This window comes from Paraflavitalea speifideaquila (assembly GCF_032395985.1).
Classification (GTDB): Bacteria; Bacteroidota; Bacteroidia; order Chitinophagales; family Chitinophagaceae; genus Paraflavitalea; species Paraflavitalea speifideaquila.
In genome coordinates this window covers 6,945,232-6,970,743 of record NZ_CP135920.1, presented here as the reverse complement: position 1 = coordinate 6,970,743, position 25,512 = coordinate 6,945,232, and the positions used below count along the sequence as shown (strand labels likewise).

The following is a 25,512-nucleotide window of genomic DNA, read 5'->3' as shown; positions in this document are numbered from 1 at the left end:
CTCTTGGCTGTCCTTATTGGCCCTTGGCCGGGAAGCTAATGGCGTTACTGCCCGTTGTATGAGTGATACGGGGCATATCTATAGGTGTATTGCCCCATGATGTAGGGTAATAAGTTGCTCCTTCCACACTTATGTCAGTCGATCCTTTAAGTTTGATCAACGTCTCATTGTCCTTGCCACGCATCATCTTTATAGTTGACAATTGTGCACCTAATACATCTTCGAGGTATACCGCATAACGCCCATCCGGTTGTTCATAATTAAAAGAACTATTTATTACTGAAAGCGCCTTTACATGCCGCGCCCACAGCCCATAAGATGGTTGTATTTTCAGGTTGGATACATTGTATTGCCCCACACCCAGTTCGGGACTTACCTGTGCTGTATCCGACAAAGGGTGACCGCCTTTTACCAATATTTGCACATCGTTGAATACTACATGGTTGATGTACCCGGTATGCTGACCATTGGGTAAGGTAAAGTCCAGCTTGGTTTCCATATCCGCTGCGCCGGGCAGTTTATAACCCGCAATAATGGGACTGGCTTTTTCTGGCTGCCATCATAAGCCTTCCAGCGTTTGCCGCTATACGAACTGCCACTGTATACTTCAAAAATATCAATGCCGTTCAGGATGATATTTTCAACCTGCCCAATGTTTACATTTTTTACCAGTAACTCATTGTGCTTTTCACCATTTTCAGTAAAAGCATATTTTCCTACCGTAGCTCCCAAAATGCGGCCCCTGTTGGAAATAGAGATAAAGAAAGGGGTAGTAGCCCGGTACATTTTAGAACGCGAATGAATAGGCCCTGTATGGCCACAGTTGAGGTGTATATCCTTGATATGTGCCCCATCGTTGGTAGAAATAGAAAACCCTGCTTTATTGGCACCCAATATATAAATATTGTCTACATGCACATCCATGATATCATCAGCCGTTTCCGATCCTATCTGGAACAGGTTGCAATTGGTATCTCCAATAATATTGCGTACCATATAATGACTGGCCGGGCGCGTAAAGCCCAGTGAACAGTCCGATCCCGGCTTTATAATGTCATCCGAACTTACTTTACAATAAATATTAATGGCTGTTACATTATTGCAGCCCATGAAGTCGTATATATCCCGTACACTTCTCTGGTGGGCTTTGGAGAAATAACTATTGTGTACGTAAATGCCATCTGTGCCTGTGGCCAGCAGTACAAAATGCCCTGCCCGGTCTATCTGCAGCATATTGCCCGTATCAAAGTCCTTACTGCCGTCTTTTTTAATATAGTAAGGCTCATCTTTACCTTCATCATACCAAAGGTCTTCTGAACGCTGTAGTCCGCCTATTTCAATATTTGTACACAACTTGAATACAAACATCTTATCTACCCGGTTATCAGGTGCATTATTCATCACCTTATCGCTCGTTACCAAATTGCCATCGCCCGTAATGAGGCCATTGCCAACGATCTTGATATTGTCTTCCCTTTCGGCAAAGAACATTCCGTTCCTGAAATAATGGTGTCCTACATCCTGCTTCGTCATATAATTCTCTGGATCGGCATAGGGCCCCGGATCAGTAGGAGAGAGGCCCGAACGGTATTTCCGGTCACTGAACCAGGTGCTTTCCGGTGCGTCGCCTCCTTTGATCGCTTTCAAAGTCGCTTCCTTATCTATATATAACCATACATTGCTTTTCAGGTGTACCGTGCGTATGGAATAAATGCCTTTACTGAATAACAAAATACCACCACCAAGACGGTATAAGGAATCAATGGCTTTATTGATGCCGGCTGTTTGGTCTTGACTGCTATCGCCGCTTACACCAAATTGCCGGATGTCCATTTTACCCGTATAATAAGCGGCGATATTGGAGTACCCCTTGTGCGCACCTTCTTTTACTTGTAAGCGGAAATGATAAAATTGGTTGGGTTGCAAACCTGTAATACCAGCCTTTCCCTTGCGGGCGTCAATAGTGGCTTGGGCAGGCTTCCAGCTTTTTCCCTGGTCAGTGGATTGCATCAGTTGAACCGGGAAGTGGGAGCCAGGCTTGTGGTCCAGGTAAATTGTAACGAGGTAATGGCTGCAGCGGCTTCCTGGTAAGATTGCTTTTTATCAGCGATCCTGGCAAAATCAGTAATAAGGTTACTGGTATTTAGGAAAGCTGTTTCAGTTACTCCACCCACGCTGGTAAGTACTTCCGGACTGGAAGTCGTATAGGTGCCTTGGAAACGATATGCGCCTGCTTTGGATACCAATACATCATTGATCCTCAACTCAAGGTCGGAGCCATTGGCTGGGCGAAGGTCCAGGTGGCTAAATTGGATGGCTGTACTGCCGTTGGCCAACCTGGTAAGGGCTACAGCGCCAACTTTGGAATATGAATAATTTGAGCCTACACGGCCAATAGATTGGGTGGCCAGGTCTTTTAGTAAAACATGACCACGGCCAATTACATTCACAGTGGTATTTTCCATCGTTACCTCAATACCTGCAGGTACTGTAATACTTACACTAACATCAGGACTACGTTGTCCGGCTGTATAGCGCAATACCAGCCTGGTAGGGCTATTTAAGGTTATACTACTTCGTTCCAGGTCAAGGCGACCATTTAGCGCCCCGGTTTGCAGCCTTAGGTAATATTTTTGGGGTTGCTTGCCATCCTCTGTAGCCACCACCAGGCGATCGCCTGACACTATGGGTCCCCCTGTTTTTATTGTCCCGTTGCGGTCTGTTATACTATATTGTTGTGTATGCCCATTCTTAGACCTTATTTCCCGCAAAAGCGTTACTATACCCGGATTGGTAGATACCAGTCCCTGATCTTCCGGTGTATCAACTGTAAAAGAATAAGTACTGCCAGTGATTACTACAACCGTATCACTGTTTATACGAGCAATATGCGTAGCTCCCGGCGTTGCAATGATGCCTGATTTATCGGCCAATGGGTTTTGTTGTGCCATATTAACAGCAGGTAAACCGGTCAATAAAAAACTTGTCAGTGCTATATAGATATTCATAATAAATAGTCCTAACCTGAAAGATACAGGGGATAAAGGGAGTACTTTTCAGCTTAATTGTCTTATTGATCAGTATTATTGTCCGGCTCATACAACCCTGCCTGCGCCCGGCAATTGACGGGCAGCCTTCGCCCTGTCTGAAAAGTACAATTTTTAAGTCCTTTGTCTGCTTCCTTTGTAGAGATACTAACAATAAGCCTCCGGAAATGTAAAACCTGATAAAGACCTCCTGGTGAAAACATTTCTAAAAACGGGCGATAAAACATTCCTTCCCACAGCCAAAATATCCTGGGTAAAGCAGACTAAAAATAATGCTGCCAAAAAGTAATAAAAGAGGGTTTTTACCATAAGGCTGCTATATTTAACTTCTATACAACGCTTTATGGTAGATCAGGCCAAAATGAAGGAAATTATTGCAGCCATCCTGTCGGGTGAGACGGTCTCAATAGACGATGGTATAGATGTATGGACCTTCGACACTACCCAGCCCCACGAAAACGGAGTAATGGGCCAACAATTTGTATCCCTGGCTTCCAATGTGCACCAGCAATACCTGTACCGCCGGGCCGCGGATACAGTTTCTATCCAAACGCCAGTCTATTTGATTGATGAAAGGGGCACGGCTTTGAATAATGTTTCCTTAAGCGAACTCTTCAATAAAAAGAGATCTATAAGATCACCTCCAAAATGCGGGAGGGAAAAATAAAAGAATACCAATCCCTTATTGATCAGTATGCCGATTGCCCTGGCAGCCTTTATTGGATTGCCCTTGAACTGGCCCTGGCTGTGTATGATGAGCGTGGTTCTGAAGAGATGGATACCGTCAGCCAGCAACTCTTTAAAACCCTGGCCGAAAAGGGCGATGCCAGGGCTTGCCATGAGTTGGCAAACCATTATTATTTTAATACCACCGAAAAGGACGAAGTCATAAAATGGCGCACCCTTGCTATTCAGGGAGGGGAAACAGCTGATCTGAAAGAGCTGGCCGATTTCATTATTGATGAGTACCCGGAAAAATAACCCTGGCGCTGGATACCCTGCACCAGATGCAACAGTACAACCTCAATGCAGCCTGGGCTTACTGGAAAGAAGGATCCATTTATAAGCAAGGCCTGGACCAATTACAAGCCGATCCTACCCGTGGCTGTATGCTGCTCCAAAAAGCCAGTGAAGCAGGACATACCGTTGCCAAGAGTGATCTCGCTTTATGTTATTATGAGGGCCTGGGCGTAAACAAAGACCTAAAGAAAGCCTTGCAATTACTGACAGAAGCCAATGAGGCTTCCAGACTCGTCAATAGCCAGTACCTTGATGAAGATGATCCCGATGCCGAGGCGGAGGGCGACTATGAAGAGCAACTGGCCCAGATAAAGCAGGAATTAAATAAATAAACCTTGAATTGGCATTTTTCCTTATTTGAAGTATTGGTGCTGGTTGGCATTGTTCAGGGATTTATTATTGCAGTATTGATATGGCTGGGCAAAACAAAAACCTCAGCAGGCTCCTTTTATCCGGTTTGGTCATCGTCTTTAATGCCCTTTGTATTAAGATACTGATACATACAATTGGCCTTTGGCAAAAACCCCATCATACGTTATTTCCCTTTAGCATTCGACCTGGCCATACAACCCCTGATATGGTTGTATACCTTATCCCTTACCCATCCTGGACTGAAACTGCAAAAAAACATGCCCTGCACTTTCTTCCTTTTGCCTTATCAATGGCCTATTCCGTATTTGTGTACCTGGCCGTATTACCTCAAAAGAACCTGGCTCTTAAAGATGCTATCGCCAATAGCTATTATTTCAATCCGGTGAAAGAAGCGGAAGACTTACTGTCCATTATTAGCGGCCTCTTGTATTGGATACTTTCATTACGGCTGGTGATCCAGTACAGGCGATGGCTCAACGATAATATTTCCAATACCGACTATCCCACTTATACCTGGCTAAGGAATATCACTTTTTATTGGGTATCCTCTTTGGTGTATTGACGGTAAGCATCCTGCTGGATTATTTTTCCAGTATGGCAGCCGTTATTTTATTCACTGGCAGCTATTCTTTGGTTACCTGGCCATCATCATCTATTACCTGGGTTTTAAGGGGTACCACCTGCCTGTTAAATCTGTGATGGTGGCAGAACAGCCAGCCTCCGGAGTCATTATTCCCTCTGAAGCACAGGCCGTCGAAACACCTGTGATCGGGCTTCCTCCATCTAACCTAGATGAATTAAATAAGAGTAGTAGCAAAGGATTGACACTAACGGCCGAAAAGATCCAGCAGGTAGCCCAACTTATCATAGAAGCCCTTGAAACCAGGAAACTTTTCCTGGATCCAGAACTGAGTTTACAAAAGCTGGCAAAAGAGATCAAGACACCCACCGCCATTGTTTCGGCGGTGATCAATAAGTCATTTCAGAAGTCTTTCAGGAACCTCATTAATGAATACCGGATAGCAGCAGTCAAAGCAAGATTCCACGATCCCCGGTCCAATCAATTCTCCATCCTGGGTATTGCCTATGATTGCGGCTTTAATTCCGAAGCCAGTTTTTACAGGATCTTCAAGACCAGTGTAGGCCTTTCCCCCAAAGAATACCTTGATCAGCAAACGGGAATGAATAATTAGTACCCTCAAAATGTGTTTTGAGAATAAGCATACTGCTGTAAGCTGTTATTTTGATAGCAACGGTTCTAGCATGTTGTCTCACTGTTACTCAGCCCGGGTTATTTATATTTCTTGGGTGTTTGGGCAGCTGTTACATGTTACATCTGGCAGGCGATTTGAATAAACGTGGATCAAATAGCCTCCTGGAAAACGGGTGCCTTTTACAAGGCGCCCTTCCTTGTTTAAATTCCTTTTATAGTAAACTGGTTTTCCTGAATAGGAAAGTATACTACCTGAACAAGGTTTTCCTTTGCGCAAAATTACTGCAAATGAAAATCAGAGATGGCATTCTTGTAATGCTCCTTATTGTTATGGCGCAAAGTGCTTTCGCACATGCATTATGGATTGAGACAGCAGCCAATGGTAAAAAAGGGCAATCACATACCATTAAAATATTCTATGGAGAATATGCCGACCAGGAACGTGATTCAGTAGCCAGGTGGTATTCCAATATAAGAGAGCTTCATTGCTGGCTTATAACCCCCGATGGCAACCGCAAAGAGCTTAATTACACAAAAGATATTGATTTCCTCCAGGCACAGTTTATTCCTGAGCAGGAAGGCAGTTATATCATTAGTATTACACACGATGCCAAAGATTTCCCCGGCGAAACACGCTATCAGTTCAACACCAGCGCCGCTATCAGGATAGGTAAAACCGAAGCGGCCTCTTTTGCTGGCAATGATATGCATGTAGCTGCTATCCCCTCCACGAATGCTAAATCGGCCATCCAAATAAAAGCATATATCAAAGGAAAGCCTGCGGCAAAAATGCAGGTGGAAGTAGTGTCGGCCGATGGCTGGAAAAGTCCTTCACCACCAATGAAAATGGTGAGTGCACTTTTACACCCTCCTGGAAAGGACGCTATGTTATTGAGATTGCCCAAACCGAAAAAACACCCGGCAATTTTGAGGGCAAGAATTTCGTCGCCATCTGGCGATGTGCTACCACCAGCTTCGATTGGAATAAAACCATCCTGTAAACTTTATAGAAAGGTGCGGGCCGATGCCTTCCTGTTCCGTTGCCTTATAACATACAGACTATGCCTGAAAACAAAAAACTGCCCCCAAAGAAAAAGGCACCTTCGCGTAGCCTCTTTTATCGAATTTCGGCCTGGCTACATCTATGGTTGGGATTGATATCCGGGTTGATCATGCTCGTGGTTTGCCTAACAGCCTGTATCTGGGTTTTTCAGGACGAGATCACCGGTTTACTGGAGCCCGAAACAAAAGTTGAGCGGCGGCAACAATCGGTGATTACACCATCCCGCCTAATGCACCTGGCCGATTCTTTGGTACCTGGTAAAAAGCCCAACTATGCTACTTACCAGCAGGGCAAGGCCATCTATCTGTCCTTGGGCGAAGGTCGTTCCGGTAATACCATTTTACGTGTTAACCCTTACTCCGGACAAGTGATCAGCTTGAAGGAGCAAAAGAAAGGAGAAACCGATTTCTTCCGCTTCATACTCAATGGTCACCGGTTTCTGTGGCTGCCTTATAAAATAGGGAGGCCCATCGTAAATTACGGTACCCTCATCTTTGTTATCATACTGATCACCGGTCTCGTACTCTGGTGGCCTAAAAAGTGGACCAAAGCTACCCGTCAACAAAGCTTTTCAGTAAAATGGAAGGCTACTTTCAAAAGGGTGAACTATGATCTCCACAATGTATTTGGGTTCTATTCCTTGCTTTTCCTTACTGCCATTGCCCTTACCGGAATGGTATATGGTATCCAATGGTATAGTCGTGGTTTATACTGGGTCACCTCGGGTGGGCAAACCCTGCCGGAATTTGAACGGCCAGTTTCCGATTCATTGCAGAAAGGGAAGCTGTACACCCCCAACAGGTAATGGACCTTAGCTGGCAAAAAGTAATATCCCAACATGCCGAAGCTGAAGGTTTCTATTACGCTTTTTCCGGATACCGCAAAAGCGGCTTCCGCCATTGCGATCACCATTTACCCAACGGCGGGAAAATATTATGATACCAGGAGCTTTTCGTTTGATCAACATACAGGCCAGCTTTTAAAAGGCAATAAATTGTATGCGGAAGGATATGAAGCGGCAGGCTTTGGCGCCAAGTTAAGGCGATTGAATTACGATATCCATGTGGGGTCCATCCTTGGCTTCCCGGGTAAGGTAATTGCCTTCTTTGCAGCGCTCACAGGCGCCAGCCTGCCCATTACAGGTTTCCTGGTATGGCGGGGTAAAAGGAAAAAGAAAACCAAAAAAACAACTATACACCAAACACAAAAAAGCAATCATGCGTCACTACGACCAGTAGCTCCGGCTGCCAAAACTATTTAAGAAATAAAAGAGCCGCACAGCGCCAACTGTACGGCTCATCCACCCGAAGGTGGATGCTTTTAAAATCGTTCAATTTATCAAGCTGTGCAATATAAAAAATATTGTTAACGGGGCTGTATTGCCTCCTCCTTTCAGCGGTATTCCCGCAAAATCCACCAGCTACTGCTACCTTAACCGGTAGGATCAGTACCTCATCAGGAAGCCCCGTAGCTGGCGCTTCCATTCAATGCAAAGAAAATGAACAGGGCGTTTCTGCCGATCAGGAAGGTAAGTTTCAACTCAATAACCTGAAGCCAGGCCTCATTACCCTGGAGATCACGGCCATTGGATTTAAAAAACTGTTCAAGAAACTGCGCCTGGCACCTGAAGCAATTACACATCTGGACTTTGTGCTTGAATCAAAAGATGAGCAACTGGAAGATGTTTCCGTTATCGGGCGTACTACCACCCGCCAGGTGGGCAGGCAGGCCTACAATGTAACGGCTATTGACGCCAAAAAATTACACAATTCAACCTTGGATCTTTCTCATGCCCTCGACCGCGTTTCGGGTATCAGGGTACGTGAATCGGGCGGCGTTGGCTCTAACTTCAATTTCTCCCTGAATGGTTTTTCCGGTAATCAGGTCCGGTTTTCCTCGATGGTATACCCATGGATAATTTTGGTTCCTCTTTCCAGATCAACAATATTCCTATCAATTTTGCCGAAAGGGTAGAAGTGTACAAGGGAGTAGTGCCTGTATGGCTTGGCTCTGATGCATTGGGGGCGCCGTTAATATTGTTACCGGCAACAAGCAGCGTAACTACCTCGATGTGTCTTACGCATTCGGCTCCTTCAACACCCATCGCAGTGTGATCAATGCCGCCATTACTTCAAAGTCTGGATACACCTTGCAGGTAAGCGCTTTTCAGAACTATTCCGATAACAATTACAAAGTAACCCTCGATGTATCCGACATCAATACCGGCAAGTATTATCCCAATACTACGGTCAAGCGTTTTCATGACAACTACCACAATGAAACGGTAGTGGTAAATGCCGGTGTACTGGATAAAACATGGGCCGATAAGTTGCTGATAGGTATTACCCTGGGGCAAAACTATAAGGAGATACAAACGGGCGCCCGCATGACGTCTGTTTTTGGCGCCTGGCATAGGAAAGGAAATATGATCATGCCGACCCTTAAATACCAGAAGAAGAACTTCTTTATTAAAGGGCTTGATCTTACTGTTAACGCCAACATTAACCTGGGTAAGGAGCAGAATATCGATACAGCTTTTAGGAGATATGATTGGTTGGGCAATTACAAGCAATATGCAGGTACCGGCGCCGAACGCTCCCGCACCATGTATAAATACAGTAATAATACAGGGCTGGTAACCACCACCTTTTCCTGGGCCATCAATGAAAAACACTCGCTGGCGCTCAATAATGTGTTTACCCGCTTTGACAGAAAAGGGGAAGACGAATTGTATCCGGCCGACAATAAATACAGGCAGCCACAGAAAACCAATAAGAATATCCTGGGCCTCGGGTATAAATATGATTACAATACCAAGTGGAGTACAACCCTGTTTGGAAAATACCTGTTGCAAACAGCCACTACCTCCACTACTTATAACCCCACTGGGAATTGGGGCGATATAGCCTATAAAAAGCAAAAAAATACAGTAAACAATATGGGCTATGGCATTGCTACTGCTTACTTCATAAGACCACAATTTCAGGTAAAGGCGTCCTATGAAAAGAGTAACCGCATGCCCGAAAATGAAGAAATGTTTGGCGATCTGGTAACCCAGGAAAGTAATTTTAATTTAAAACCCGAAACCAGTGATAATCTTAACCTGGGCCTTACCTATTCCTTCAATCTGAATAAAGTACATCGATTCTCTATAGCAGGCAGCGCCATTTACCGCTATTCTACCGATTTTATTTATTACAGGTTGAACAATAACCAAACCATGTTGATTGCCGATAACCTCGATGGTGTTTCCAATTTGGGCGGGGAGGGAGAGATCAGGTATTCTTATAAAAATTTCCTGACTGCAGGTGCCAATTTTACCTACCAGAATATCCGCAACCAACGCAAATATGAGCCCGGTTATACCGGAGTCAGTCCGGTATACAAAGACCGTATGCCCAACCTTCCCTTTATGTTTGGCAATGCTGATCTGTCCTTTTTCTTCAGGGACTTTGGTCATACGGGCAATCATCTGAGCATTGGCTACAATCTTTTATATGTACATGCTTTTTACCTGTATTGGCCCAGCAGGGGAACCAGCCAGGGAAAATATGATGTTCCCGCACAACTAGCTCATGATGCCAATATTGTGTATTCACTAAAGGATGGCAGGTACAATATTGCGGTTGAATGCAAGAACATTACCAACGATCAGCTTTACGACAATTTCAGTCTTCAAAAACCCGGCAGGGCTTTTAATGTCAAGCTCAGGTATTTCCTGGGCAGATAGTACCTCGATTTAATATTAACTAAACAATACGCGAAATGAAAAAGTACAGTACCTGTTATGCGGGCCTGATGGTCCTTGCCCTTGCCTTAAGCGCTTGTAGTAAAGACAGCAAGCAGGAGGGAGGTGATGGTGGAAATGCCCAGGGCAAATATGTAATTGCGGTTAGCCCTGTGGCCAGTACAGGCGTGGCTGATTATCTCCTCACGGCCGCCGACCTGGATGCCGGCACCATTACCACCGCTGGCAATGGTATTGAGCAGGATGGCACCTACCGCTATTATGTTACCCACAACAATAAGTTCTTCAGCATGCTGTATGGCCAGGGCAATCCAGGTGCCGTAACAGCTTATGAATTGAACAAGGAAGGTAAACTGGCCAAGCTCACCAATTTCCAAACCGAAACCGTACAGGCATTTGCCCCGGTGGACAAGGATATCCTTATGTTTAAAATACCACGCAGTGGCGGTGCAAATGCCTTGTGGTACAGGGTCAACAGCGATCAACTATTGATAACAGCCGAAGGACAATCCAATGTGGTGGAACTCGCAGGGAATGGCGAGCGGGCACATTTTACCTGGATCAAACAAGTAGGTAATAAAGTATTTGCCCCCTATATGAGTATCAAGGGCTGTTGCAGTGACAATTTTGGTACTGCTTATCCCGACAGTGCCTGGATAGCCGTTTATAATTACCCTTCCATGACCCTCGAAAAAGTGATCAGGGATAACCGGACCAGCTTCATCGGTCGCTACTTTGTGGATGGACTGGCTGTAGTAGAAAATGATGATGTATATGGATTTTCTTCTTCAGTGGCCACTAATAGTGGTGCCTACACTTCTACCAAACCTTCTGCCGTTGTTCGTATCAAAAGCGGAACCACCGAATTTGACAAATCCTATTTCTTCGACCTGAAAGCCGCTTCCAATGGATTTTATATGACCAACCAGGTTTATGTGGGCAATGGCAATTTTATATTGTTGATGGAGAAGGACAAAGGCGCCTATGCTACTGGTAGATATTTTGCAGCAGTGAATGTGAATACCAAAACCTTTAATTGGATCACCAATACCCCCGATCCGGCTACCATTTCCAGCGTCACCTCCAACAACTTTTCACCCCGCGATGGTAAAACAGCTTACATAGGCATCACATTTACCAATGGAGGCAGTTTTGTTTACAAATTCGATGCGGTAGCGAATACGGTAAGTCAAGGTCTTAAAGTAGAAGGAGGAAAGATTACGGCAATAAGCCGCCTCAGCTCAAAATAGAATAAACAACAACCAATCCCCTTATCCTGAGATCCATTCCTTTAAAGCCAATAAAACCTTATCTCTCTGAAGCCCCGGATAAGCCGGGATGTACGGTTAACAGGTTAAATAAAAGGGGCGCTCCATTTTTGAGGCGCCCCTTTCACATATAATTCCGTATACCAACCAACTGAAAAATTGGTTATACTTTTTGCTGATCTGGTTAGTTAGCTTCAGTATATTTCTTGAAGTTGTTGAGGATAGCCTGCCAGCCTCCTTGTTGCATTTCGATGGAGTGCGTATCTTCTGCTTCAAAGGTTTCTATCACTTTCGTTTCATTGCCCTGGCTGGTGAAGGTGATGGTTACTTTACGATCGTCACCCAAGGTATAAGCAATAAATTTATGCTCTACGATCTCGGTATAAATGCCCCAGAATTCAAAGCTGAAACTACCGTCCTTGGCTGCCATGGTGGTGGTGAGCTTTCCGCCAACCTGTAAGTCATTGCTGGCAGCGGGTGCATGCCAGTCATCAGATGCATGAGCCCAGTTCACGATATGTTCGGGAGCGTTAAAATACTGCCATACTTTTTCTATGGGCGCTTTCACTGTTACTTCTACTGTGATGGCTGTTTTTGTCTTCGTTTCCATGTTACTACTTTTTAATATTGAGTGTTTGTTTTTTTGTTTGACAATGCAAACATACGTGAGCTTATAATATTGCGATATGGGCAAAAACGACAAAAGAGAGGTGTATTGCGACCCACTTCAAAACAACTGATTTTTACTCCGAATTACTGCAATTAAGAGTCTTCCTATAGAAGCGACTGATTATATGCAGGAATATTACTACCCTACCATAATAGAGAGCTAATAGAGATGTTATAGAGACCTTATAGAGACTTTATAGAGACTAGGGCCTTAGTCTCCCCGGTACCTGGCCCATACCAGCTTAATAGTAGCTTGTAGCCTGGTGGGGCCAGGCCTCCCGGTTTTTACCGGGTTTCCTGACCGTTCTGGTCTCCCGGGAATATCCAGGTTACTAATACGCTATTGTGGCTGTTCCGGGCCTGCCCGGCTATGCGAAATTTGAACCAAATCAATCACTTAGCCCTACAAGGCCCTAAATGCTGCATCCTGCGCGCGGAATCATCAATGCGAAAACGCTTTCGGCAACGTTTGCGTAAAAAACAGTGGAAATGAGTTCGTTAATACTGAATATCTGTTTACAATTGTTGTTGAAAACAGGGCATCAACAACATGTCCGGAGCATTTCCGTGGCTGTTCAAAAAACTTATTGATGAATATCAAGCGTGCGATTGATTTGTCCAACATGAAAAGAAATACCCTGCAAACAGCAATGTCAGTAATATTGGCTGCTGCCAATTTGCAGGGAACAGCCCAGGTGTTGCCCAAAATAACCACTCCTTCCTTCAGGAAAGACACATGTAACATTATTGCATATGGTGCCCTGGCCGATGGTATTACCCTCAATACAGTGCCTATCAACAAAGCCATTGAAACCTGCAGCAAAAAAGGGGTGGTGTGGTGGTTGTGCCCGCCGGATTGTGGAATACAGGTCCCCTGGTACTGAAAAGTGGCGTGAACCTGCACCTCCAAAAAGGAGCCGTCATTCAGTTTACCGACGATTTTGACCAATACCCCCTTGTTAAAGGCAATTGGGAAGGCTTGCCACAAATGCGCAACCAATCACCCATTTCGGCCGAGGGCCAACAAAATATTGGCATCACAGGAGCCGGTATTATTGATGGCAATGGCGATGCCTGGCGAATGGTGAAGAAAGATAAACTGACCGAAAGCCAGTGGAAAAACTGGTGGCTTCTGGTGGTATCAGCACCGATGGACGTACCTGGTATCCTTCGGCCAAAGCCCTGAAAGGCTCCCAACTCAAAAATCCAGGCCTTATTGAAGTTGGTAAATCCCCCGCTTTTTACGATTCAGTCAAAGATTTCCTCCGTCCCAACTTACTCGTACTTACCAAGTGTAAAAATATATTGCTGGAAGGCGTTATCATCCAGAACTCCCCGCCTGGTGTTTGCATCCCCTGATGAGCGAACAGCTCACTGTGCGGAATGTGACCGTTAAAAACCCCTGGTATGCACAGAATGGCGATGGTATAGATGTGGAGAGCTGTAAAAATGTGCTGATCGAAAATTCCACATTTGATGTAGGCGATGATGCCTTGTGCATGAAAAGCGGACGCGACGAAGCCGGCCGTCAAAGAGGCATGCCGACCGAAAATGTCATTATCCGCAACTGCATTGTATACCATGCGCATGGTGGTTTTGTGATAGGTAGTGAAATGAGTGGTGGAGCTCGCAATATCCATGTAACCAATTGCACCTTTATAGGCACCGATATTGGCTTACGGTTTAAAACTACCCGTGGTCGTGGTGGTGTAGTGGAAAACATTTTTATCAAGGATATCTATATGAAAGATATTCCCGGCGAAGCCATACTCTTTGATATGTATTATATGGCCAAAGATCCTGTGCCACTTACCGGCGAAAAAGGGAGGCTCCCAAAGTAGAAATGCTGCCGGTGACCGATGGTACTCCCGTATTTAAGGATATCTATGTGAGCAATGTAGTTTGTAACGGAGCCGGGAAAGGCATTTTTATCCGTGGTCTGCCCGAAATGCACATCAGGAATATCCGGCTCGAGAACATGGTATTACAAGCCAACAAAGGCATTGATTGTAGTGAAGCAACTGGAATTACCTTTAACAATATCCGGCTTATTACCAAAGAATCAAATCCGGTGGTGGATGTGCTGAACAGTGATAACCTGTCCTTTAATAAGATATTTTATAGAGAAGGGGCGGACTTGTTATTTCGCATCGGTGGCGACCGTTCGGGCAAAATTGCCATCACCAATACCGATGCTACTAAAGCCAAACAAAAGATACAATATGAATTCGGCGCTTCAGCAAACAGCGTCACGTTAAAATAATCTATTCACGATTCATCCTGCTAAGGAGCGGGAACGATTCACGAAACATGAAACATATTTGCTGTACCATATTCACCCTTGCCATACTGATCAATTCTTCATTGGCCCAAACCAGTACAAAGTTGCCCAGCACCCCGTCCACTAAATGGTCGCAGGAAATGGCTGCTACTGCTATGAAAATTTGGAGCGATTCTTTTGCGCTGACACCTGATCGCCCCGCCCGTTGGAGCTACGACCAGGGCGTGATACTAAAGGGCATAGAAGGTACCTGGAATGCCACTTCCAATGTACATTACTTCGATTATATCCAACGCAGTATGGACTTCTTTGTACAGGATGATGGTTCCATCAAAGGTTACCGCCCCGATGAATACAATATTGATCATATCAATAATGGCAAACTGATCCTTTTCCTGTATCGCGTAACCGGTAAGGAAAAATATAGAAAGGCGGCTGATCTCCTGCGTAACCAATTGCGTCAGCATCCACGTACCTCTGAAGGTGGTTTCTGGCACAAGAATATCTATCCTTCCCAAATGTGGCTCGATGGTCTCTATATGGGCCAGCCTTTTTATGCCGAATATGCAAAGATCTTTCATGAGGATACGGCTTTCAACGACATCACCCGTCAGTTTGTATTGATGGAGCGGCATGCCCGCGATAGCAAAACCGGTTTATTGTACCATGGTTGGGACGAATCCCATCAGCAAAAATGGGCCAATAAAACGACCGGCCTTTCTCCCCATTTTTGGGGCCGCGCTTTAGGCTGGTACGGAATGGCCATGGTAGATGCCCTGGATCATTTCCCTGCCAACCATCCCGGCCGTGATTCCATCATTGCTATCCTCAACCGCTTTGCAAAAGCAGTTGTAAAAGTGCAGGATCCCAAATCCGGCGCCTGGTATGATATTGTAGATATGCCCAATGAAAAAGGCAATTACCTCGAAGCGTCGGGTTCTTCCATGATCGTTTATACACTGGCCAAAGGCATGCGCAATGGTTATTTGCCGGCTAGCTACTTGCCGGCCGTGCAAAAGGGTATGCCGGTATTACCAAAGCATTTATAGAAACCGATGCCAATGGTCAAACCAACCTGAAGGGAACCGTAAAAGTATCCGGCCTTGGTGGCAACCCATATCGTGATGGTAGCTTTGCTTATTACATGAGTGAGCCTGTTATTGTAAATGACCCCAAGGGTGTTGGCGCCTTCATTCAATGTGCTGTGGAAGCCGAAATGTTGCCCACCCTGCCCCTGGGTAAGGGCAAAACCGTATTGCTGGATTACTGGTTTAACAATGAATGGAAAAAGGATGCTACCGGTACCCAGGCCCGCTTCCATTATACCTGGGATGATAAGACCTATGGCGGTTTTGCCATGCTGGGTGATATTTTCCGCATTCAGGGTATGAAAACGGCTGCGCTTGAAACCGCCCCTACTGCACAAAGCCTGCAAAATGCTTCTATCTACGTGATCGTTGATCCTGATACCAAAAAGGAATCACCCGATCCCCATTTTATACAACCACAGGATGTAAAAGCCATTAGCGATTGGGTAAAGGCCGGTGGCGTGCTGCTCTTAATGGGCAATGATTCGGGCAATGCCGAATTTGAGCATTGGAATCAATTGGGTGCTGCTTTTGGCATCCACTTCAATGAAAACAGCCTCAATCGTGTACAGGGCAACCAATACGAGCAAGGCGCCTTTTACATAACCCCACAGGATGCCATCTTTAAAACAGCCAAGAAAATTTACATCAAGGAATACAGCAGCCTTGAACTGAAACAACCCGCTACCGCTGTATTTAAAGATGCAGGAGGAAAGAACATTGTTATGGCAGTTACTAAATACGGCAAAGGGACTGTTTTTGCGGTGGGTGATCCCTGGTTTTACAATGAATACGTGGATGGCCGAAAGCTGCCAGCTGATTTTGAAAACTATAAAGCAGCTACTGATCTGGTGAAATGGCTAATTGGAAATACAAATAAGAAGTGAGAAGAGAGGAGTCAGCATATAGAATACAGAAGATGTGTAAAAGTAATTACGAAGTAAATAGTGCAGATGAAAAAGGGTGAAGTTATACGTAGTTTGAAAAGGAAGAGCACCGGTACCCCGTCCCCTGCGGGATACCTTTTGTGGTGTAACTTGTTTATCTTCCTGCTGCTGATCATTTCACCGGCTCTTTCGGCACAGCTGCAGCAAAGGATCATTGTATCTCCCGATGGCAAAGGCCATTTTAAATCCATACAGGCTGCTATTAATTCCTTGCCTCCCAATTCGGCAACTCCCCGCACCATTTATATCAAAAAAGGGGTGTACAAGGAAAAGCTCTATATCGAAGGTCATAATATCATCCTGGAAGGCGAGGGGATGGGTACTACCATTATTACAGCTGCTATAGCCCGCGATGCCTGGCGTTGTGTGCACAATGATGATTGGGGTGTAGCTACCCTCAACATCGATGGCAATGATATTACCCTCAAAAAACTCACCGTTACCAATAGTTATGGCTTCGACTGGAAACAGGATACCATCATCGACTGTCCACTCGATACCATGCACCGCCAAAAGAAAATAGGGAAGGGCGGTCACCAAATGGCTGTGCGTACCATGCGGGGCACCCGTTTCAGCGCTATTGCCTGCCATTTCAAAGCCTGGGCAGGCGATACTATGAGCCCCTGGAATGTAGAGAATGGGTTATTCTATTTTAAAGACTGCGTAATGGAAGGAGGTGTGGATTTTTATTGCCCCCGTGGTTGGGCCTATGCCGAAAACTGCCGTTTTATAGCTCATACAGGTGACGCGGCTATATGGCATGATGGTTCACGCGTACAAGATTCCAAAACCGTATTGAATAATTGCTCCTTTGAGGGGTATGATGGTTTCAAATTGGGGCGGTATCACCGGGATGCCCAATTCTATTTGATCAACTGTTCCTTTGCACAGAATATGGCTGATAAGCCGATTTCCCGGGTGCCTACCAATAACCTCGTGCAGTGGGGCGAAAGGGTCTATTATTTCAATTGTCACCGGCAGGGTGGAAATGATTTTGCCTGGTATGCCAATAATTTGCCAGTAGGTTTAAAAGCAGCAAACATCAATTCCAACTGGGTATTTGGTGATCGCTGGAAATTATAAAAATATAAGTAAAGTAATAAATAAGAAAGAACAATGAATCTGTCGAAACAAACCCTTGCTAGCATTAAAACACCGGGTATCAATCTGCCAGGTGCCTCTTATTTTGAACTACCTGAAAAAGTATTGCAATTTGGCACAGGTGTGCTCTTGCGTGGACTGCCAGATTATTTTATAGACAAAGCCAATAAACAGGGAATTTTCAATGGCCGCGTGGTGATAGTGAAATCAACCGGCAATGGTGCTACCGATGCTTTTGCCGAGCAGGACGGTTTATATACCCAATGTGTGCAGGGTATTGAGGATGGTAAAAAAAAGTAGAAGAAAAATACTGAATGCATCGATCAGCCGCGTACTGGCTGCCAAAAATGATTGGGACGAAATTCTTAAGTGTGCCGCCAATCCCGATATGCAGATCATTATTTCCAATACTACCGAGGTGGGGATTACCTTAATAAAAGACAATGTACATGCTTCACCGCCGGAATCCTTTCCCGGCAAACTCCTGGCTTTCCTCTACCAGCGTTTCAAGGTTTTCCAGGGCGATAGCTCCAAAGGCATGGTCATTATACCTACCGAGTTAATACCTGATAATGGTAAAAACTGGAAGCCATCGTATTGGAACTCGCTCACCAGAATGGATTGGAAACAGCCTTCCTCGACTGGCTGGAAACACACAACTATTTTTGCAATTCATTGGTCGATCGTATTGTACCTGGTAAACTCCCGGCTGTACAACACCAGCAAATGGAGGCTGATAATGGCTACCGTGATGAATTGATGATCATGTCCGAAGTATATCGTCTCTGGGCCATAGAATCAGATAACGACCGGGTACGGAATATCCTGTCTTTCAGCAAGGCCGATACAGGTGTTGTCATTGCTCCGGACATCAATATTTTCAGGGAGTTAAAATTGCGATTACTCAACGGTTCTCATACCTTTAGTTGTGGACTGGCTCACCTGGCAGGCTTTCCCACTGTGAAAACTGCCATGGACGATGCTACCTTCACAGCCTATATAGGTACCCTGATGTTACAGGAAATGGTGCCTGCCGTTGCCAATGAAAATATTTCCATACCCACCGCCAAAGACTTTGCTTTTAAAGTATTGGATAGGTACCGTAACCCTTATATTGAACACCTGTGGTTAAGTATCACCGTTCAATATTCCTCTAAAATGAAAATGCGCAATATCCCCTTGCTGCTGAAGCACTACGAGCGTACAGGCAGTATTCCGGAATACATGGCGCTGGGCTTTGCCGGACACCTTTTGTTCATGAAGTCTACCCTGGCCGCGGATGGTAAATATTATGGTGAATTAAATGGTAAGCAATACCTGGTCAATGATGATCATGCTGCCTGGTATGCTGCTAAATGGGCCAATACCGAAGCCCCTGCCCTGGTACAGAAGGTATTGAGTGATACCGATTTCTGGGGGCTAACCTGGCCAAAATGCCAGGCTTTGCCGAGGCAGTAACCAATAAACTCGATACCATCATCCGGAAAGGCGCTGCGGCTGCCATGAAAAGCCTGCAATCAGATGGAGTAACAGCCTGATACGAACTATATTAGAAAGGAAGTTGTTTTAAAGGAAAGGAGTTTATTACAGTCATCCCGCCTGAAGCGGGATGATCAGTATTTGTTAGCGCAGTCGCCAGCCTCTGGCTGGTGACGGTTATTTGTTAGCCTCCGGCTAACACTCAAAATTAAGATATGAAACAGATCGTATTAAAAGTGCATCCGAAAGACAATGTGTTGGTGGCCTTACAAGACCTGGCCAAAGGGCAAATCATTCCTTATAATGGTAACGAGTATACCCTGGTAGAAGATATTCCCGCCAAACATAAATTTACAACCGAATCACTGCCCATAGGTGGAGCAGTAACGATGTATGGTGTGCTGATCGGAAAAGCCAAAGAGGATATTCCTGTGGGCACCCGCATCTCTACCTCCAATCTGAAACATGCGGCCGAAGAATACCAACTGTCTGATCAACGCCGTACCAGCTGGCATATTCCTGATGTGAGCCGCTGGCAGCAAAAACTTTATGGGATTTCACCGGGCTGATGGTAGTGTGGGTACAGCTAATTATTGGTTGGTAGTGCCCCTGGTATTTTGTGAAAACCGTAATGTAGAAGTACTCAAAGAAGCCTTGCTGGAAGAATTGGGCTATGCCCGGCCAAAAAAGTATAATGATTTGACAAAACAACTGATAGCCGCCTATCAGAAAGGGATTAATATTGACACTGTGGAGTTTAGCGAGCCTGCGTCTGATGACGTACAGGCAGGGCGGCATTTGTTTAAGAATATCGACGGTATTAAATTCCTGTCTCATGAAGGCGGTTGTGGCGGTATCCGGCAGGATGCACAAACCCTTTGTGGTTTGCTGGCTGGTTATATCACCCATCCCAATGTGGCAGGCGCCACCGTGCTTAGCCTCGGTTGCCAGAATGCCCAGGTATCTATGCTGCAGGAGGAGATCGCCAAACGATCACCCCAATTCAGCAAACCCTTGTATATCCTGGAGCAACAGAAAGAAGGGTTGGAAACCGACTTACTGGCCAAGGCGGTTAAACAAACCTTTACCGGCCTGGTAGCTGCCGATCAGTTTACCCGCCAACCTGCGCCACTTAGCAAAATTACTATTGGCCTGGAATGCGGTGGATCAGACGGCTTTTCCGGTATCTCGGCCAACCCGGCGGTAGGGTATACCTCCGACCTGCTGGTAGCCTTGGGCGGATCGGTTATCCTCTCCGAATTTCCGGAACTCTGTGGTGTGGAGCAGGAGATCAGCGATCGTTGTACCACCCAGGATACCGCTAAAAGTTCATTGACCTCATGCGTTCCTACAATGCCCGCGCACAGGCAGTAGGATCGGGATTTGATATGAATCCCTCACCCGGTAATATCAAAGACGGTCTCATTACGGATGCCATCAAATCGGCAGGCGCCGCTAAAAAGGAGGCACCTCTCCCGTAGCGGATGTATTGATTATCCCGAGCAGGTTTCCAAACCTGGCCTTAACCTTCTTTGTACACCCGGCAACGATGTAGAGTCTACCACCGCCGAAGTAGGTTCAGGCGCTACCGTGGTACTCTTTACTACAGGGCTTGGTACCCCTACCGGCAATCCAATTGCCCCTGTGGTGAAGATAGCCAGCAATACTGTGTTGTATAATAAAATGCGCGATATCATTGACCTCAATGCAGGAACTATCATTGAAGGCGATGAAACCATTGAACAATGTGGCGAGCGCATACTGGATTATATTATCAAAGTGGCTAGTGGCGAAACCATCGTTCATGCAGTAAGACACGGACAGGATGATTTTATCCCCTGGAAGCGTGGCGTATCATTGTAAAACTGTATTTGCCTGCAGCTCGCGGCACGTAGCTCGCAGCTTGTATTTAAAAAAGATATATGAAGAATTTCTTAGACGAACATTTTCTCTTGCATAGCAAAACAGCACAAAAGCTGTATCATGAGTATGCCAAGAACATGCCCATTATTGATTATCACTGCCACCTGCCCCAACAACAGATTGCAGAAGACAAGCAATTTGAAAACTTGACCCAGATCTGGTTATATGGCGATCATTACAAGTGGCGTGCTATGCGTACCAATGGTGCCGATGAACGTTATTGCACTGGTAATGCCAGCGATTGGGAGAAGTTTGAAAAATGGGCCGAAACTGTTCCTTATACCTTACGCAATCCTTTGTATCATTGGACACACCTGGAGCTACAACGGTACTTTGATGTACATAAAGTATTGAGCCCGGCTACTGCCAAAGAAATATATGACGAGTGTACTGCCAAGCTACAAACACCCGAATACGGTGTGCGTAACTTGCTGCGCAAAATGGATGTAAGGCTGGTATGTACTACCGATGATCCCGTTGATAACCTGGAATTCCATGCCCAACTACAGGCCGAACGCTTTGAGATACCCATTTTGCCTGCTTTCCGGCCCGATGCAGCAATGAATGTAGACAACCCGGTTAATTTTAATAACTATGTAAGCAGGGTAGAGAAAGCGGCCAACACATCAGTGGCCTCTTACAGCGATTACCTCACCGCTTTGAAAAACGCCATGATTTCTTTGCCGCCCACGGTTGTAGCGTTTCCGACCATGGCCTGGAAGAGATCTATGCAGAAGACTATACGGAAGCAGAGATCAAAACCATCTTTGATAAAGTACGCAGCGGAAAAGAGCTTGACCTCACCGAACGCAAAAAGTTCAAATCGGCCATGTTGGTCACATTTGCAGAGTGGGACTGGGAGCGTGGTTGGGTACAACAATACCACCTCGGCGCATTGCGTAACAACAATAGCCGTATGCTCAACCAACTGGGACCCGACACAGGTTGGGATTCCATTGGCGATTTCTCCCAGGCAAGGTCACTGGCTAAATTCCTCAACCGCCTGGATAGTGATGATAAGCTTACTAAAACCATCTTGTATAACCTCAATCCAGCTGACAATGAACTGATGGCTACCATGGTAGGCAATTTCAACGATGGCTCGTCTGCGGGTAAGATACAATGGGGCTCCGGCTGGTGGTTCCTCGACCAGAAAGATGGCATGACCAAACAAATGAACACTTTATCAAATATGGGTCTGCTAAGCAGGTTTGTAGGCATGTTGACCGACTCAAGAAGTTTTCTGTCATATCCCCGTCATGAATATTTCCGTCGTATCTTGTGCAACCTGTTTGGTGAGGAGATAGAAAATGGTGAATTGCCCAATGATATTCCCTGGGTAGGAAAAGTAATACAGGATATCTGTTTCCACAATGCCAAGAACTATTTCAATTGGCAGTACATCGAGAAACAGTCACACATCACAGAAAAAATCTTTTAAAAGCGGTATTGATTCATCATGGCTATAATGGACTTCTTTAGTTTAAAAGGAAAAACAGCACTTGTAACAGGTTGTAATAAAGGCATTGAAAAGGCATGGCGTTTGGCCTGGCCGAAGCGGGCGCTGATATCATTGGCGTATCCGGTTCACTGGAACTTAGTGGCAGCGATATTGAAAAGCAGGTGACTGCCCTTGGCCGGAAATTCAAAGCCTACCAGGCCGATCTTTCTGACAGGGCAAGCCTTTATTCGTTTGTAGAAAAGGCAAAAGCCGACAACCCCGTCATTGATATCCTGGTAAACAATGCCGGTACCATTATGCGTAAACCCGCAGCCGAACATCCGGATGAATACTGGGATAAAGTAATGTCCATTAACCTCGACGCTCCTTTTATCCTGGCCAGAGAGTTTGGCAAAGACATGGTAGCAAGGGGTAGCGGTAAGATCATTTTTACCTGCTCTTTACTTACTTTTCAGGGAGGTATCAATGTCCCTGGCTATGCTTCCAGCAAAGGAGCCTTGGGTAGCCTGATCAAGGCGTTGGCCAATGAATGGGCAGGTAGGGGCGTGAATGTAAATGGCATAGCACCCGGGTATATTGCTACCGATAATACCGAAGCATTGCGCAATGACCCTGTTCGCAGTAAGTCGATCCTGGACCGTATACCTGCAGGTCGCTGGGGCGAGCCTGAAGACTTTAAAGGTGCAGCGGTATTCCTGGCATCGGCGGCCGCCCAATATGTGAATGGCACCATCATTACGGTTGATGGTGGATGGATGGGACGGTAATTAGATCATTTGATAATGGGGGCGTTGACCACCAGTGAGAACCACAAACGAAAACAAGAAACTATAAACACTAATGGAGATCCGTTTTCAGAATAGTCCGAAAGAAACCAGCCGCATGAACACCAAGGAGCTGCGGGAAAATTTTCATATTCCTGCCTTAATGCAGGATGACCGCGTACAGTTGGTATACTCTCATTATGACCGGGTGATCGTTGGTGGGGTAAAGCCCTTTAGCAAGGCGGTAGAGTTGCCCAACCATACAGAACTGAGGGCTGAATATTTCCTTGAGCGTCGTGAGCTGGGGATCATTAATGTGGGCGGCAATGGCGCTGTAGAAGCAGATGGGGTGAAGTACGAACTCAGCAAACTGGATTGCCTGTACCTGGGCAAAGGAGTAAAGCAAGTATCCTTTGCCAGCGATGATAAGCATGCGCCTGCTGTATTTTACCTGCTGTCATCACCGGCACATGCCAGCTATCCTACCCGTAAATTGACCAAAGAAGAAGCATCACCTACAGAGATGGGCGATCAAACAACCGCCAATCGACGTACGATCTATAAATACATCCATGCAGATGGTATTAAAAGCTGTCAGCTGGTAATGGGACTTACTGTGTTGGCCAGTGGCAGTGTATGGAATACCATGCCGGCACACGTTCATACCCGTCGTATGGAAGCCTATTTTTATTTTGATATACCCGAACAACACCGTGTATTCCATTTTATGGGTGAACCTACGGAAACAAGGCATTTGCTTATCGCCAATCATGAAGCAATCGTGTCTCCTCCCTGGTCAATCCATTCTGGTTGTGGTACATCCAATTATTCCTTTATTTGGGGAATGGCTGGCGAAAATTATGTATATACTGATATGGATGCTGTAGCGATTGCCGATATCAGGTAAGGTATTTACTTCTTTCGATTGAAAATCTAAGCAGAGGCTTCAAAAGAGCCTCTGCCATCAATATTAGTTGCATATATGAAAGGAACCGTATTTTGTTTTGGCGAACTCCTGTTGCGCATGTCGCCTGTACTCAATCGGGCATGGATACAGGATCATTCCATGCCCGTATATGTTGGCGGGGCCGAACTGAATGTAGCCACGGCTTTGGCCCGTTGGGGCCTCCCCGCCAGGTATAGTACCGCCTTGCCCGATAATTATTTGTCCAAGGAGATCTGCGAAGAAATACAAAGCAAAAACATTGATACTTCTGCCATTCATTTTTCCGGTAGCCGGGTAGGTTTGTATTACCTGCCACAGGGAGCCGATATGAAAAATGCTGGCGTTATTTATGATCGTTCACATTCTTCCTTTGCCGCTCTGCAACCTGGAATGATCGATTGGGACAAGGTACTGCAAGATGTTTCCTGGTTTCATTTCAGCGCCATCAGCCCTGCCCTCAATGAAAATGTGGTAGCTGTTTGTAAGGAAGGGGCTGCCGCAGCTGCTGCAAAAGGAATTACCGTTTCGGTAGACCTGAACTACCGCGCCAAATTATGGCAATACGGTAAACAACCGGTGGCCATTATGCCCGACCTGGTCCAGTATTGCGATGTGATCATGGGCAATATCTGGGCAGCCAATAACCTGCTGGGTATCCCTGTTGATCCAAACATACACCTCAATGGCCGGAAAGAAGATTTCCTGCAACATGCCGTTAAAACATCCGAAGCTATTCAACAACAATATCCCAAATGCAAAGCGGTAGCCAATACCTTCCGTTTTGACCATGGCGATGGCGGCATTCTTTACTATGCAGCTTTATTTACCGGAGGCGCTTTATACAATACTGCCGAACTGATTGCCAATAAGATCATTGACAAAGTGGGCAGTGGCGATTGCTTTATGGCTGGCCTCATCCATGGGCTCTACCATCAGCATGTCCCACAAAAGGTAATTGATGTAGCTGCCAGGGCAGCATTTGGAAAGCTGATGGAAAAAGGGGATGCTACCAACCAGGATATGGAAACCATTATTGCACAACTTAGCAAGCACAGTTGACATGAACGGAATTATTAAAAGATCGCTGAACAAGGGGTATTACCGCTGTATTATCATCCAGA

Annotated in this window: 29 protein-coding genes and 3 pseudogenes; 28 read left to right on the top strand and 4 right to left on the bottom strand. The window is 45.6% G+C overall.

Annotation, left to right across the window (positions count from 1 at the left end; all coding sequences use genetic code 11):
* Positions 1-13: 13 nt before the first annotated feature.
* Genes RS881_RS47875 through RS881_RS47865 form a run of 3 tightly spaced genes read right to left on the bottom strand, consistent with a single transcriptional unit; the run spans position 14 to position 3,008 of the window.
* Positions 14-499: an LBP/BPI/CETP family protein gene (locus RS881_RS47875; protein ID WP_315817292.1), complete on the bottom strand. Its 486-nt coding sequence runs from the start codon at positions 497-499 to the stop codon at positions 14-16.
* Positions 436-2,010 carry a glycoside hydrolase family 28 protein gene (locus RS881_RS47870; protein ID WP_315817291.1) on the bottom strand — a complete coding sequence of 525 codons (1,575 nt, stop codon included), beginning with the start codon at positions 2,008-2,010 and terminating at the stop codon, positions 436-438. The genes RS881_RS47875 and RS881_RS47870 overlap by 64 nt, the downstream gene beginning before the upstream one ends.
* A complete protein-coding gene (locus RS881_RS47865) occupies positions 2,010-3,008 on the bottom strand; it encodes a hypothetical protein (protein WP_315817290.1) in 999 nt (332 codons plus the stop codon). The genes RS881_RS47870 and RS881_RS47865 overlap by 1 nt, the downstream gene beginning before the upstream one ends.
* A gap of 382 nt (positions 3,009-3,390) precedes the next feature.
* On the opposite strand from RS881_RS47865, the gene RS881_RS47860 reads away from it, so the two are divergent.
* From RS881_RS47860 to RS881_RS47810, 12 genes are all read left to right on the top strand, one after another.
* Positions 3,391-3,714 (top strand): hypothetical protein, encoded by a 324-nt coding sequence (locus tag RS881_RS47860; protein ID WP_315817289.1) that lies wholly within the window; start codon positions 3,391-3,393, stop codon positions 3,712-3,714.
* Complete coding sequence (locus RS881_RS47855) at positions 3,696-4,028, top strand: hypothetical protein (RefSeq protein WP_315817288.1); 333 nt, start codon at positions 3,696-3,698, stop codon at positions 4,026-4,028. Before RS881_RS47860 ends, RS881_RS47855 begins: the two co-directional genes overlap by 19 nt.
* Before the next feature lie 26 nt (positions 4,029-4,054).
* Positions 4,055-4,399 carry an SEL1-like repeat protein gene (locus RS881_RS47850; RefSeq protein WP_315817287.1) on the top strand — a complete coding sequence of 115 codons (345 nt, stop codon included), beginning with the start codon at positions 4,055-4,057 and terminating at the stop codon, positions 4,397-4,399.
* Positions 4,400-4,644: 245 nt separating this feature from the next.
* Positions 4,645-5,001, top strand: coding sequence for a hypothetical protein (locus tag RS881_RS47845; RefSeq protein WP_315817286.1), 357 nt, complete (start codon positions 4,645-4,647; stop codon positions 4,999-5,001).
* Positions 5,002-5,137: 136 nt separating this feature from the next.
* The gene (locus tag RS881_RS47840) at positions 5,138-5,632 is read left to right on the top strand and encodes a helix-turn-helix domain-containing protein (protein WP_315824842.1); all 495 of its coding nucleotides are present in this window, start codon (positions 5,138-5,140) and stop codon (positions 5,630-5,632) included.
* A 308-nt stretch (positions 5,633-5,940) separates the two neighbouring features.
* Positions 5,941-6,810, top strand: coding sequence for a hypothetical protein (locus RS881_RS47835; protein WP_315817285.1), 870 nt, complete (start codon positions 5,941-5,943; stop codon positions 6,808-6,810).
* Positions 6,811-6,824: 14 nt separating this feature from the next.
* Positions 6,825-7,520 carry a PepSY-associated TM helix domain-containing protein gene (locus RS881_RS47830; protein WP_315817284.1) on the top strand — a complete coding sequence of 232 codons (696 nt, stop codon included), beginning with the start codon at positions 6,825-6,827 and terminating at the stop codon, positions 7,518-7,520.
* 33 nt (positions 7,521-7,553) lie between these two features.
* Positions 7,554-7,976, top strand: coding sequence for a PepSY domain-containing protein (locus RS881_RS47825; RefSeq protein WP_315817283.1), 423 nt, complete (start codon positions 7,554-7,556; stop codon positions 7,974-7,976).
* A gap of 101 nt (positions 7,977-8,077) precedes the next feature.
* Complete coding sequence (locus tag RS881_RS47820; protein WP_315817282.1) at positions 8,078-8,689, top strand: carboxypeptidase-like regulatory domain-containing protein; 612 nt, start codon at positions 8,078-8,080, stop codon at positions 8,687-8,689.
* A complete protein-coding gene (locus tag RS881_RS60945; RefSeq protein ID WP_350340028.1) occupies positions 8,626-8,829 on the top strand; it encodes a hypothetical protein in 204 nt (67 codons plus the stop codon). The genes RS881_RS47820 and RS881_RS60945 overlap by 64 nt, the downstream gene beginning before the upstream one ends.
* The gene (locus tag RS881_RS47815) at positions 8,787-10,445 is read left to right on the top strand and encodes a TonB-dependent receptor (protein ID WP_315817281.1); all 1,659 of its coding nucleotides are present in this window, start codon (positions 8,787-8,789) and stop codon (positions 10,443-10,445) included. Before RS881_RS60945 ends, RS881_RS47815 begins: the two co-directional genes overlap by 43 nt.
* Positions 10,446-10,480: 35 nt before the next feature.
* Positions 10,481-11,713, top strand: coding sequence for a DUF4374 domain-containing protein (locus tag RS881_RS47810; protein ID WP_315817280.1), 1,233 nt, complete (start codon positions 10,481-10,483; stop codon positions 11,711-11,713).
* 202 nt (positions 11,714-11,915) lie between these two features.
* On the opposite strand, the gene RS881_RS47805 is transcribed toward RS881_RS47810, so the two are convergent.
* Positions 11,916-12,341 carry an SRPBCC family protein gene (locus RS881_RS47805; RefSeq protein ID WP_315817279.1) on the bottom strand — a complete coding sequence of 142 codons (426 nt, stop codon included), beginning with the start codon at positions 12,339-12,341 and terminating at the stop codon, positions 11,916-11,918.
* A gap of 649 nt (positions 12,342-12,990) precedes the next feature.
* Here RS881_RS47805 and RS881_RS47800 point away from each other — a divergent pair.
* The 16 genes and pseudogenes from RS881_RS47800 to RS881_RS47710 all read left to right on the top strand — a co-directional run bounded on the left by RS881_RS47800 (position 12,991) and on the right by RS881_RS47710 (position 25,450).
* Positions 12,991-13,284 carry a hypothetical protein gene (locus RS881_RS47800; RefSeq protein WP_315817278.1) on the top strand — a complete coding sequence of 98 codons (294 nt, stop codon included), beginning with the start codon at positions 12,991-12,993 and terminating at the stop codon, positions 13,282-13,284.
* Positions 13,236-13,586: a glycoside hydrolase family protein gene (locus tag RS881_RS47795; RefSeq protein WP_315817277.1), complete on the top strand. Its 351-nt coding sequence runs from the start codon at positions 13,236-13,238 to the stop codon at positions 13,584-13,586. Before RS881_RS47800 ends, RS881_RS47795 begins: the two co-directional genes overlap by 49 nt.
* A 172-nt stretch (positions 13,587-13,758) precedes the next feature.
* A complete protein-coding gene (locus RS881_RS47790) occupies positions 13,759-14,241 on the top strand; it encodes a glycoside hydrolase family 28 protein (RefSeq protein WP_315817276.1) in 483 nt (160 codons plus the stop codon).
* A gap of 11 nt (positions 14,242-14,252) precedes the next feature.
* A complete protein-coding gene (locus RS881_RS47785; RefSeq protein WP_315817275.1) occupies positions 14,253-14,663 on the top strand; it encodes a hypothetical protein in 411 nt (136 codons plus the stop codon).
* 47 nt (positions 14,664-14,710) lie between these two features.
* A pseudogene (locus RS881_RS60940) lies at positions 14,711-16,656 on the top strand (glycoside hydrolase family 88/105 protein).
* Between the two features lie 66 nt (positions 16,657-16,722).
* Positions 16,723-17,799 carry a pectinesterase family protein gene (locus RS881_RS47770; protein ID WP_315817273.1) on the top strand — a complete coding sequence of 359 codons (1,077 nt, stop codon included), beginning with the start codon at positions 16,723-16,725 and terminating at the stop codon, positions 17,797-17,799.
* Between the two features lie 33 nt (positions 17,800-17,832).
* The gene (locus RS881_RS47765; protein WP_315817272.1) at positions 17,833-18,117 is read left to right on the top strand and encodes a hypothetical protein; all 285 of its coding nucleotides are present in this window, start codon (positions 17,833-17,835) and stop codon (positions 18,115-18,117) included.
* A complete protein-coding gene (locus RS881_RS47760) occupies positions 18,101-18,577 on the top strand; it encodes a hypothetical protein (RefSeq protein WP_315817271.1) in 477 nt (158 codons plus the stop codon). The genes RS881_RS47765 and RS881_RS47760 overlap by 17 nt, the downstream gene beginning before the upstream one ends.
* On the top strand, positions 18,493-19,275 hold the full coding sequence (locus RS881_RS47755; RefSeq protein WP_315817270.1) for a mannitol dehydrogenase family protein: 783 nt from the start codon (positions 18,493-18,495) through the stop codon (positions 19,273-19,275). Before RS881_RS47760 ends, RS881_RS47755 begins: the two co-directional genes overlap by 85 nt.
* 236 nt (positions 19,276-19,511) lie before the next feature.
* A complete protein-coding gene (locus RS881_RS47750) occupies positions 19,512-19,865 on the top strand; it encodes a UxaA family hydrolase (RefSeq protein WP_315817269.1) in 354 nt (117 codons plus the stop codon).
* Positions 19,846-20,777 (top strand): annotated as a pseudogene (locus RS881_RS47745) (UxaA family hydrolase). The gene RS881_RS47750 and the pseudogene RS881_RS47745 overlap by 20 nt, the downstream one beginning before the upstream one ends.
* Entirely contained in the window at positions 20,728-21,159 is a 432-nt protein-coding gene (locus RS881_RS47735; protein WP_315817266.1) for a UxaA family hydrolase, read from the top strand. The pseudogene RS881_RS47745 and the gene RS881_RS47735 overlap by 50 nt, the downstream one beginning before the upstream one ends.
* A 59-nt stretch (positions 21,160-21,218) precedes the next feature.
* Positions 21,219-22,660, top strand: a pseudogene (gene uxaC, locus RS881_RS60935) (glucuronate isomerase).
* A 95-nt stretch (positions 22,661-22,755) separates the two neighbouring features.
* Positions 22,756-23,448: an SDR family oxidoreductase gene (locus tag RS881_RS47720; RefSeq protein WP_315817265.1), complete on the top strand. Its 693-nt coding sequence runs from the start codon at positions 22,756-22,758 to the stop codon at positions 23,446-23,448.
* 73 nt (positions 23,449-23,521) lie between these two features.
* Positions 23,522-24,352: a 5-dehydro-4-deoxy-D-glucuronate isomerase gene (kduI, locus tag RS881_RS47715; RefSeq protein ID WP_315817264.1), complete on the top strand. Its 831-nt coding sequence runs from the start codon at positions 23,522-23,524 to the stop codon at positions 24,350-24,352.
* A gap of 75 nt (positions 24,353-24,427) precedes the next feature.
* Positions 24,428-25,450, top strand: coding sequence for a PfkB family carbohydrate kinase (locus tag RS881_RS47710; protein ID WP_315817263.1), 1,023 nt, complete (start codon positions 24,428-24,430; stop codon positions 25,448-25,450).
* Positions 25,451-25,512 lie beyond the last annotated feature (62 nt).